Source organism: Sediminicola sp. 1XM1-17 (genome assembly GCF_037203765.1).
In the GTDB taxonomy this organism is placed as follows: Bacteria; Bacteroidota; Bacteroidia; order Flavobacteriales; family Flavobacteriaceae; genus Sediminicola.
In genome coordinates, this window is the sequence record NZ_JBBCAS010000006.1 from 221,684 (window position 1) to 232,726 (window position 11,043).

Consider the following 11,043-nt stretch of genomic DNA (forward strand, 5'->3'; position numbering starts at 1 on the left):
TTAAAGTTGTGATTATTTAAGAACAAAGTTTATTTTTTTGTGAAATTATTAGTAAACTTGGACGTTTTAATCAATTTTTAAAAATTAATGAAAAAACTACACCTAGTACTTCTTTTTATTTTAGGATTTATAGTGGCCGGTTCGGCACAAAACAAACAAATACCATTAGAGGAAATTTGGAATGGAGAATTTAGGACAGAGGGCATGGATGTGCTCAGGTCTATGAATAATGGTAGGGAATATACCGTCCTGAACAATGGTAGGGATACCAAATCTTCCATGATAGATAAATACGCCTATGAAACCTTGGAAAAGTTGGAGACCATTGTTTCTTCGTCTGATAGTGACCAGATTCCCTATTTTACGTCATACGAGTTTAGCAAGGATGAAAGCAAAATTTTATTGGCAACGGACATAGAGCCTATTTTTAGGCGCTCTACCCTGGGTGTTTTTTATCTGTACGATGTGGAATCCAAATCCATCGTAAAGATTGCCGATGAAAAAATCCAAGAACCTACCCTTTCCCCAAATGGTAGCAAGGTGGCCTATGTGTACAACAATAATCTGTTTGTATTCAACGTCAAGGATAGAACCACCGTACAGGTAACCAGGGACGGAGTAAAAAATCAAATCATCAATGGGGTTACCGATTGGGTTTATGAAGAAGAATTTGGCTTTGTTCGTGCTTTCGAATGGAATTCAAATGGTACCAAAATAGCTTTTATTCGATTTGATGAATCCGAAGTGCCGGAATTTTCCATGGACATGTACGGATCGGAATTATATCCAAGCAGGCACGAATTTAAGTATCCAAAGGCCGGGGAGAACAATGCCAAAGTTTCATTGCACTTATACGATGTGTCCAATGGGGAAATAGCTATGGTAGACCTAGGGGGTGCCTATTACATCCCAAGAATAAAGTGGATGAACAATGCCAATTCCCTAAGTGTGCAGACCTTGAACCGTCACCAGGATAATCTGAAGTTAATGGCGGTAAATGCCAAGGATAACAGTGTAACCCTTGTTTTGGAAGATACGGATAAGGCCTATGTGGATATTACGGACAACCTTACTTTTTTGGCCGATGACAGTTTTATCTGGTCCAGCGAAAAGGATGGGTACAACCACTTGTACCTGTACGATTCAAAAGGTAAGTTAAAGAATCAGGTCACCAAAGGAAATTGGGAAGTAACAACCTATTATGGCTACGACAAAAAGACGGACAAGATCTACTACCAGTCCACAGAGAACGGGTCTATCAATAGGGATGTTTACAGCATAAGCAGCAATGGTAGGAACAAAAAAAGACTGACCGAAAAAACGGGTCAGAACGATGCTTCTTTCAGTGCCGACTTCACTTATTTTATCAACACATTTTCAAGTGCTACAACACCACCGGAATATACCTTGCACAAATCACAATCCGGTAAGGAATTGAAGAAAATTAAGGATAATCAGGCCCTTCTCAAAAAATTGGAGGCCTATGCGATTAGTCCAAAAGAATTTTCGACACTCGCAATCAATGGCAATGACCTCAATATGTGGATGATCAAACCACAGGATTTTGACGCCTCCAAACAATATCCGTTGTTGATGTTCCAATACAGTGGGCCTGGTTCCCAATCTGTTTCCAATAGGTGGATGTCTTCCAATGATTATTGGTACCAGATGCTTGCTGCTGAGGGCTATATCGTTGCCTGTGTTGATGGTAGGGGTACCGGATTTAAAGGAAGGGATTTTAAAAAGGTCACCCAATTGGAATTGGGGAAATACGAGGTGGAAGACCAAATTGCAGCGGCCACTTCCTTGAGCACCTTGCCCTATATAGATGAAGGCAGAACCGGAATATGGGGATGGAGCTATGGAGGCTTTATGTCCACCAATTGCTTGCTTAAAGGGAATGACGTATTTGAAATGGCGATCGCCGTGGCTCCTGTGACTTCATGGAGCTTTTATGATACCATTTATACGGAGCGTTTTATGAAGACTCCGGCTGAAAATCCTTCCGGCTATGATGATAATTCACCGTTTAATTATCCGGAATTGTTAAAGGGAAAATATTTATTGGTCCATGGTTCCGGGGATGACAATGTCCACGTTCAAAATTCCATGCGTATGATTGAGGCTTTGGTGCAGGCGAACAAACAGTTCGATTGGGCCATTTACCCGGACAAAAATCACGGAATCTACGGTGGCAATACCAGACTTCACCTATATACCAAAATGACAAACTTTATTAAAGAGAACCTATAACCAAAAGAAATTTTATGTCAGATACTATCAAACCAAGTGATCAACAAGAGCTTTTTGGGCATCCAAAAGGCTTATTTTACCTCTTTTTCGCCGAGTTATGGGAACGATTTAGTTTCTATGGCATGCGTGCCCTTTTGACCCTTTACATGGTAGAGGTCATCTTTGAGGCCTTGAAAGAACGGGATTTTGCTACGGCAGCCGTATATGCATCTTATGGCTCCTTGGTCTATGCATCAACGGTCATTGGCGGGCGTATTTCCGATCAAATTTTAGGGATGCGGAACTCCATTTTTTTGGGAGGGATCTTAATGTCCATCGGTCATTTTGTACTGGCCATAGAGAACAATGTGGCCTTTTTTCTCGCTCTGTCCTTTATCATTGTCGGAAATGGCTTCTTTAAACCGAATATTTCAACCTTCGTAGGCTCCTTATATGAAGATGGCGATGTGCGAAAGGATTCTGGGTTTACCATTTTTTACATGGGAATCAATATCGGAGGCTGGGTAGCTCCTTTGTTGTGTGGATGGTTGGCCTATAGTTACGGCTGGCACTATGGGTTTGGTCTTGCCGGAATTGGTATGTTGACCGGACTGATCTTTTTTTGGAGCGGGATTCGCAAGAATGTCTTTGGCGACAAGGGAATGCCGCCAAACCAAGAAGTAATGAAGAAAAAGGTCCTGGGCGTGAAACAGGGCGTTCTTGTTCCTGTATTGGCAGTGCTTTCCGCCCCGGTAATAGCCTACCTATTGTCTTCCTACAAATCCTTAGGTGCTGAAGGCACATTCTTTGGGGATCAGAATATTGTGAATGTCATTTTCAAAGGTATCGGGGTGGCTATTTTGGCTTATTTGGCGTACATCATGTACCAAGCTACCCTGGAGGAACGTAAGAAACTATTTGTAGCCGTATTGATTACCGTATTTATGACCATTTTTTGGGGGTTCCACGAACTTTCTGGAAGTGTTATCACTTTGTTTGCCGCAAGAAATGTAACCCTGGATTTTATGTCCGCCGCACAGACCAATTCATTGAATTCCATGTTCATAATTATCTTGGCTATTCCTATTTCCCTCATGTGGACCTATCTGAGCAAAAGGAATTTGAACCCGAGGACACCTTATAAATTTGGATTGGGATTATTGTTCGCAGGTGTCAGTTTCTATATATTGGCCATCAGTGGTGCTAGTGCCAATGCCAATGGTTTGGTGCCTTTTGCCTACTTATTGTTAATGTACTTTCTGCTATCGGTAGGAGAGCTTTTTATGTCCCCTGTTGGACTTTCCAAAATCACCGACCTTTCTCCCAAGAGAATTGTGGCCTTTATGATGGGGGTATGGTTCCTGTCTTCAGCATTCGCATTTCAGGTGGTTGGTTTTATAGGTAAAAAATTGGCCATAGAAAGTACGGACAAGAATGTCGGAGGTTTTGAAACCCTAACTGTTTATACGGACGGTTTCCAGCTTATTGCAGAATACGCCATAGGTGCAGGAATTATTGTGCTTATAGCGTCACCGTTGATCAAAAAATTAATGGGTAACGTGCACTAGTATCAGTCATCCAAAGTAAAATAAAAAGCTCCCTTTTCACCAGTATAGTGAAAAGGGATTTTTTTTTGGAGACAAGTCTGCTTCCAACGTTGTACGGCTCCCCTGTAATTGCTGCCATCCGCAATGATGAATTTTGGCTTGACGGAATCAATAAAACGTTCCAAATTGATTTTAGGGGATTGGGTCATTAAAACCAATGTTTCTCGGTTACTTTTTGGGGGATAGGTGCCCAAGCTATCCAAAACATACAATAGTTGATCTTTTAAAAGATAGCTATTATGTAGTGTGTCAAGGTGTACCCTTTTGATACGTTCAGCAGTCATATAATCTTCTTGGATGTGCTGGATACTATTTTGATCGGTGGTGCTGATGGCCAAAGTGTTTCCTGTTCGATGGAACAGGGCTGTATTTCTTGATTGGTGCAGCACAATGATTTCTTCTTTGGTCTGACTGTTATAATTGGCGTAAAGTAGATAGGATTGAAAAAAAATGAGCAAGACCATACTGCTTAATAATCTCTTTGCGGAGCGTTGGGAGAACAGAAACAGGACGCAACCTAGGAGGGCATAGCCCAATAATACCTGTGCAAGGTCAAAAGGGATGCCCCTGAAAACAAAGGATTCCTGATTTCCGATCCACCCAACCACATTGTTCAGAAGGGTTATCATTTCATTGTAAAAGAATGATAAAGCAGGGGGGAGGAAGTTGATCATAGCCAAGGCGATGACCACAATGCCCATACTCAGGATGACACCCAAAAAAGGCACTATGGCCAAATTGGATAGAAAGAACAACCCGGGGAATTGATGGAAATAGAATAGGGCAATAGGTAGTACCCCCAATTGCGCTGCAATACTTACACTCATCAATTGCCATATTCTTTTAATATAGGTATTGCTGGGAGACCATAATTTCTGGAGCATCGGATAAATCCATAAAATAGCAAAAACAGCCGTATAGCTCATTTGGAATCCAACCTGAAATAGAAACATGGGTTCTATCAATAGTATAAAAAATAGGGACAAGGCAAGTATGTTGAAGGTGTTGGTTGGCCTGTTCAGGCTCATGGCAAAGGCTAAAAACGAGAACATAGCCACGGCCCTTACTATGGAAGCGGAAAACCCGGCAAGAAATGCATAGCCCCAAAGAATCAAAAGGATAAGCGTCAGCTGTATGATCTGGCCATGTCTTATCTGTTTTAAAGGGGCCAGTACAAATTGAAGGATAATCAATAGGATTCCGATATGAAGTCCTGATACGGCCAGGATATGAATGGCACCTGCATTGACATAATCGTTGATGGTTTCTGCTGAGACCTCTGTCCTTTGCCCCAATAACAGTGCTTGGACAATGCCCAGCTCCTTTTCACCCATCGCTGCATTTTTTAAGGCGTTTGTAATTTTTTCCCGTATCCCGAAAGCCCAACCATATGAAGTAGTAACGAGCTCGTTCCTTATTTGGAAAAAAGGGGTTTCCAAAGGTATCCGATGGTAGATACCCAAGTTGTTCAGATAGTTTTTGTAATTGAATTGATGTGGGTTTAAAGGCGGGGAGATGGCTGAATAGTTCCCGTAATAGGAGATACGGTCATCTGGCTTTAATTTTGTCCCAACAGAATCAATCTTGAGGGACAGCAATATCTTTCCATTGGTCTTTTTTTGGTTTACTTCAATAATGGAGCCAATGTAATTGTGGGCATAGGCATTGGATTTGAGTACTTCCTGTACCTGTAAAAGGTATTGATTGGGCCCAGCTCCATGGACATGGGAATAATGGTCATTCTGATTGTTGGGCTGGGCCATGGTTATGGCCAAAAAACCAATACCCATGGTCGTAATTGCAGCCAAGGTCCCAAACCAAAGTAATTTTCCCTTTTTTGTGAAAATAAGGGCCAATAGGGCAAGGGAGATGCTTGTGCCAAGCAAGGGAATCCGTGGATCCGTATCGGCATAGTACCCTAAAAGTATCCCTATAATCAGGAACAGAGAAAGTTTTACCGAGTTTTGCCTAAAGAACACGGGTGGCTTTTACAAAAGCGCTGTTCCAATAGCCTTCCCTCATGGAAGAAACGATAACACCCCGTGAAGTGGAAGAATGGATAAATTTAATTTCGTCACCCTCTGTGGTTACTACCATCCCCACATGGTTTATTTTTCTGTTGCGCCTTCCGGTACAGAAAAAGAGCAGGTCTCCTTTGGTGACCTCGTTCAATTTTACTTTTTGGCCCTCCAGGGCCATTTGGGATGATGATCTGGGTAAATTGTAATTGTGTTCCCCGAAGGTGATGAGCATCAGACCGGAGCAATCCAGTCCATCTTTAGAAGTGCCGCCATATTTGTAACGCACCCCTGAATATTCCAAAGCGGTATTGATCAACCTATCCGCAAAATTGAAAGAGGCCTCTGATCTGGCTTCGGCCATTTCTGTGCTGTTGCTCAGGGAAATCTCCTCGTTGACGTTTGGTACGGTAACAGAAGTTCTCGGTACCTTTACGCTTCTTTCAACATGGGTAACGGTAGTGGATTTGGAGGATCCACAACTGGCGATCAAAAAAAGCAATGCTAGATAAGGGAGTTTACGAATCATTGTGTAAGCTTATTGGTTGTTCATGTTATATCGGTTACCCCATAAATTTAAGCATTTTCTACAATAAGTGCAGCGGTATGCGCACTGGCACCTATGCCGCCCAATTTATTTTCGAGGTCCTCATAGGCGTCAAAGATCATTTTTCGTTGCTTACCGTCCAATATTTTTAACAATTCAGATGTAAGATTTTTAGTGTTAAGATCATCCTGAATCAATTCTTTGACAACTTCCTTTTTCATGATCAGATTTACAAGGGAAATGTATTCCAGTGTTATGATCCTTTTGGCTATTTGGTAAGAGATCCAATTGGCCTTGTAACAGACCACTTGGGGGACCTTGAAAAGTGCGGTTTCCAAGGTGGCTGTTCCGCTGGTTACCAGAGCGGCATGGGAGAGTCCCAATAGGTCGTAGGTCCTATTGGCCACAAAACCCACTTGTGGGCCTTTGAGGAAAGGTTCGTAAAAATCCATGTCCAAACTAGGAGCCCCTGCGATCACAAATTGATATTCAGGGAAGGCCTTGGTAACGGACAACATCACATGTAACATTTTCTGTACCTCCTGTTTTCTGCTACCGGGCAACAGGGCAATGATAGGTTTGCTCGGGTGGAGTTTGTTGGTCTGTCTAAAATGGGTGTCATCGGGTTTCTTCCGGTCCCCAATGGCATCAATTAGTGGATGACCCACAAAGTTCACGGGAAAATTGTGCTTTTGTTCGTAGAACTCCTTTTCGAAGGGCAAAATAACATACATGGCGTCAATGTCCCTTTTTATACTCTCTATCCTGCCTTCTCTAGAGGCCCATATTTGAGGGGCAATATAATAGTTGGTCTTGATGTTATTCTCCTTGGCCCATTTCGCAATCCTTAGGTTAAAACCGGAATAGTCAATGAAGATCAGCTGGTCTGGTTGAAAAGACAGAATGTCCTCCTTGCAAAATTTAATGTTTTTAAAGATGGTATTGATATTGCCTAGGACCTCTAAAAAGCCCATAAAGGCCATTTCCTTATAGTGTTTTACGAGGAATCCCCCTGCCTTTTGCATGAGATCCCCGCCCCAACACCTAATGTCGGCTTCCGGGTCCTTTGCTTTGAGGGCCTTGATTAAATTGGAGCCATGTAGGTCTCCTGAGGCTTCACCGGCAATGATATAATATTTCATCTTTTTGTTTTAAAATTTCCCATTAAAACATTTTGTAATACAGTATGAGCAGGGCAGTTAAAAGAGTAGCTATCAATACGCCCCTGGCCCTTAGATCCCTATTCAACTTTAGGAAACCAAAAAAGGCAATAAGGTTCAGGATGGCCCCCAAGGCCAGTAAACTGCCAACATGTTCTTGTTCTATGGCAGCCGTAAAGGTCTCTATGATGCCCAAATCGGAAAATAGAACGATGTAGGCCAGGGTTCCTATGGTATTGGCAATGATACCAACCAAAAAACCGATGATAATTTCTTTTTTATTCATGAAAGTTCCAGTTGTTGATTTGTTGTATGGCGTGGTGTGCCGTAAGGTCAAACTGCGTAGGTACTACGGAAATATAGTCATTGGCCAAAGCCCACTCATCCGTGTCCTCCCCTTTGTCCAATAACTCAAATTCTCCTGTGAGCCAATAGTATTCCTTGCCCATGGGACTGATTCTTTTGTCAAATTTTTCTTTCCAATTGGCCCTTGCTTGCCTGGATACCCTGATGCCCTTATATTCCTTGCCCTCCAATTTGGGAATATTTACGTTGAGTACTACTCCCTTGGGCATGCCCTTGTCCAGGGCTTCACGAACAATTTTTTTTATGGGTTCCCCAGCTTTTTCAAAATTGGCGCCCCAAGAAAAATCACAGAGGGAAAAGCCTATGGCCGGTACACCTTCTATCCCTGCCTCAATGGCAGCACTCATGGTCCCTGAATAGATCACATTGATGGAGGAATTGGATCCGTGGTTAATGCCACTGACACAGATATCGGGCTTTCTTCCCAAGAGTTCCTGTAGGGCTAGTTTCACGCAGTCAGCGGGCGTGCCACTGCAGCTGTATTCCTCTGTGGCCCCATGGTCCGAATCTATGACAACCTTTTTTGAGTATAAGGTATTGTCCAGGGTTATCGCATGTCCCATGCCAGATTGTGGACTGTCAGGGGCTACAACAACTACATCTCCTATTTCTTTCATGAGCCGTACCAAAGTCCTTAATCCTGGTGCCGTTATGCCATCATCATTGGTGACAAGAATCAAAGGTTTTTCCATAGATTATAATTTATGGTGCAAAAATACGTTTTTCATTATGAAAAGCCTTTGCTGTCGTTTAACAAAAATTTAATGGATATAGCACAAAGTGGCATAGTTTTTTCAGTATCTTAGAGGGTTCCGTAGGGTGTATGACGGTTGTTTTCAATGGTCATGCGCTTCATTGTTTTAGGAAGTCGGAAGGAACAAAATATTAAAAAAAGGAATAGAACATGAAAAAGAAATTGGCTTTTGCACTGTTGGTGATGCTGATCGCTGTAGCCTCCTGCAGTTTTACGAATAAATCTTTTGAGACCAGTGATAAGGATAAGTTGTTGTTGGATCTAATTACCTATGTTTTGGAGAAAGGGCATTACCAGCCCAAGGATATCAACGATGATTTTTCAGTTGAGGTCTTTGAGGATTTCATCAATGTGATTGATCCCACCAAAAGATACTTCTTGGAAAAAGATATCCAAGAGTTTGAAAAATATAAGTTTCAGATCGATGATCAAATCAAAAATACGGATATCAGCTTTTTCAATCTCGTTCACCAAAGGTTGATCGAACGTATGCAAGAGGCCAAAGGAGTGTATAAAGATGTTTTGGCAGCGCCCTTTGATTACAGTGCTGATGAAAAGATCAATATTGATTATGACAATCAGCCTTTCGCAAGTTCCAAATCGGAATTGAAGGAGCGGTGGAGAAAACAGTTGAAATATGCTACCTTGGGTACGTATGATTCTAAATTGACAGACGAGGAACAGAAAAAGACCAAAGATGCCAATTACAACGCAAAATCCTTAAAGGAGATTGAAGCGGAAGCCAGGGCATCCACGGAAAACACCCTTGACGAATTTTATGACTTTGTGGATGAGCTGGAACGCAAGGATTGGTTCGTTCAGTATATCAATACCATTGTAGATGAGTTTGACCCGCATACGTACTATTTTGCTCCAGATGACAAGGAAAAATTCGATGTGAGCATGTCAGGTAAGTTTGAGGGTATTGGGGCCCGTTTACAAAAACGTAAGGACGAGACCACTATAGTGGAAATTATTTCAGGTGGTCCGGTATGGAGAGATAAGCGTTTGGAAGTTGGTGACGAAATTTTAAAGGTAGGTCAGGAAGGTGAGCCACCAGTGGATATTGTTGGGATGAGACTTGATGATGCCATTAAATTCATCAAAGGCCCAAAAGGTACCAAAGTGAACCTTACCGTAAAAAAAGTAGATGGATCTATTGAGGTGATTACGCTAGTGCGCGATATTGTAGAATTGGAGGAATCTTATGCAAAATCGGCGACAGTCAAAAAAGGTGATCAAAAATTTGGGTTGATCAACTTGCCTAAGTTTTATGTGGATTTTGAGGATTATAACAACAGAAATGCAGCCACGGATGTGGCCAAGGAAGTTGAACGACTTAAGCAGGAAGGAGCAGAAGGTCTAATACTTGACCTTAGGGACAACGGAGGTGGTTCGCTAAAAACCGTTGTGGAAATGGCCGGACTCTTTATCAAAGATGGTCCTATAGTGCAGGTGAGATCTTCAGGGCAGCGTAAGGAAGTGTACGATGATAAGGATGAGCGAATCCAATGGGATGGACCCTTGGTTATCCTGGTAAATGAGTTATCGGCATCTGCTTCTGAAATCTTGGCCGCCGCCATGCAGGATTACAAACGTGCCATTGTAATAGGTAGCAAACAAACTTTTGGTAAAGGTACCGTACAGAATGTTATTCCTCTGGACAATATTGTAAGAAGCAACGAACATGGGGATCTTGGAGCGATTAAACTGACCACCCAAAAGTTCTACAGGATCAATGGAGGTTCCACGCAATTGGAAGGAGTAAAGAGTGATGTTGTGGTGCCAGATAGATATAGCTATATTGATCTTGGAGAGAGAGATCAACAAAATCCGTTGCCTTGGGATAAAATCTCCCCAGCGGACTATAAGCCATGGGACGGTTATATTGATTATGAGCAGACCATCGCCAACAGTGCTTCCAGAATGGCGTTGAACTCCCAAATTAAATTAATCGAGGAGAATGCCCAATGGTTGAAGCAACAGCAAGATGAAAATGTAATTTCCTTGAACTATAAAGTGTATAAGGATCAGGAGGAAATGATGAAGAAAAAGTCGCAATATTTTAAAACGATCAACGACTACGATTCCCATTTATCTTTTGAATCCCTGAAATATGAAAAGGAGTTGTTCACTCAGGATGAGGTATTGAGAGAGAAGCGGGATCGTTGGCACCAAGACTTGGCAAAAGATGTCTATGTTGAAGAGGCGATCAACGTTTTGCAAGATTTAAAACTGAACAACATTAAAGAGACCAAATTAGCTAGTGTAAAAGGATAGGTTTTACATATAATAGAATGATATATAAGCCCGGTTTATTACCGGGCTTTTTATATTTGTAACCAACCTGTATTTTTCC

At 42.0% G+C, this 11,043-nt stretch carries 8 protein-coding genes; 3 read left to right on the forward strand and 5 right to left on the reverse strand.

Going from position 1 to position 11,043, the window contains the following annotated elements; genetic code table 11:
* Positions 1-87 precede the first annotated feature (87 nt).
* Together WAA86_RS10915 and WAA86_RS10920 are read left to right on the forward strand one after the other, a co-directional pair.
* Positions 88-2,253: a S9 family peptidase gene (locus tag WAA86_RS10915; protein WP_337301039.1), complete on the forward strand. Its 2,166-nt coding sequence runs from the start codon at positions 88-90 to the stop codon at positions 2,251-2,253.
* A 14-nt stretch (positions 2,254-2,267) separates the two neighbouring features.
* Positions 2,268-3,800 carry a peptide MFS transporter gene (locus tag WAA86_RS10920; RefSeq protein WP_337301040.1) on the forward strand — a complete coding sequence of 511 codons (1,533 nt, stop codon included), beginning with the start codon at positions 2,268-2,270 and terminating at the stop codon, positions 3,798-3,800.
* A gap of 2 nt (positions 3,801-3,802) precedes the next feature.
* Here WAA86_RS10920 and WAA86_RS10925 read toward each other — a convergent pair whose 3' ends face one another.
* Genes WAA86_RS10925 through surE form a run of 5 tightly spaced genes read right to left on the reverse strand, consistent with a single transcriptional unit; the run spans position 3,803 to position 8,622 of the window.
* A complete protein-coding gene (locus WAA86_RS10925) occupies positions 3,803-5,818 on the reverse strand; it encodes a ComEC/Rec2 family competence protein (protein WP_337301041.1) in 2,016 nt (671 codons plus the stop codon).
* On the reverse strand, positions 5,808-6,386 hold the full coding sequence (locus tag WAA86_RS10930) for a C40 family peptidase (RefSeq protein WP_337301042.1): 579 nt from the start codon (positions 6,384-6,386) through the stop codon (positions 5,808-5,810). Before WAA86_RS10930 ends, WAA86_RS10925 begins: the two co-directional genes overlap by 11 nt.
* A gap of 47 nt (positions 6,387-6,433) precedes the next feature.
* Positions 6,434-7,546 carry a lipid-A-disaccharide synthase gene (gene lpxB / locus WAA86_RS10935; protein WP_337301043.1) on the reverse strand — a complete coding sequence of 371 codons (1,113 nt, stop codon included), beginning with the start codon at positions 7,544-7,546 and terminating at the stop codon, positions 6,434-6,436.
* 22 nt (positions 7,547-7,568) lie between these two features.
* Positions 7,569-7,850, reverse strand: coding sequence for a hypothetical protein (locus WAA86_RS10940; protein WP_337301044.1), 282 nt, complete (start codon positions 7,848-7,850; stop codon positions 7,569-7,571).
* Complete coding sequence (gene surE / locus WAA86_RS10945; protein WP_337301045.1) at positions 7,843-8,622, reverse strand: 5'/3'-nucleotidase SurE; 780 nt, start codon at positions 8,620-8,622, stop codon at positions 7,843-7,845. The genes WAA86_RS10940 and surE overlap by 8 nt, the downstream gene beginning before the upstream one ends.
* Before the next feature lie 212 nt (positions 8,623-8,834).
* Here surE and WAA86_RS10950 point away from each other — a divergent pair, with 212 nt between their 5' ends.
* Positions 8,835-10,964, forward strand: a complete 2,130-nt coding sequence (locus tag WAA86_RS10950) for a carboxy terminal-processing peptidase (RefSeq protein ID WP_337301046.1) — start codon at positions 8,835-8,837, stop codon at positions 10,962-10,964.
* Positions 10,965-11,043: the final 79 nt, after the last annotated feature.

What these genes read in the sequence shown, in the direction of transcription:
- WAA86_RS10930 (WP_337301042.1), bottom strand. Translation starts at nt 6,386, where the DNA reads ATGATTCGTAAACTCCCTTATCTAGCATTGCTTTTTTTGATCGCCAGT.
- WAA86_RS10920 (WP_337301040.1), top strand. Translation starts at nt 2,268, where the DNA reads ATGTCAGATACTATCAAACCAAGTGATCAACAAGAGCTTTTTGGGCAT.
- surE (WP_337301045.1), bottom strand. Translation starts at nt 8,622, where the DNA reads ATGGAAAAACCTTTGATTCTTGTCACCAATGATGATGGCATAACGGCA.
- WAA86_RS10940 (WP_337301044.1), bottom strand. Translation starts at nt 7,850, where the DNA reads ATGAATAAAAAAGAAATTATCATCGGTTTTTTGGTTGGTATCATTGCC.
- WAA86_RS10950 (WP_337301046.1), top strand. Translation starts at nt 8,835, where the DNA reads ATGAAAAAGAAATTGGCTTTTGCACTGTTGGTGATGCTGATCGCTGTA.
- WAA86_RS10915 (WP_337301039.1), top strand. Translation starts at nt 88, where the DNA reads ATGAAAAAACTACACCTAGTACTTCTTTTTATTTTAGGATTTATAGTG.
- lpxB (WP_337301043.1), bottom strand. Translation starts at nt 7,546, where the DNA reads ATGAAATATTATATCATTGCCGGTGAAGCCTCAGGAGACCTACATGGC.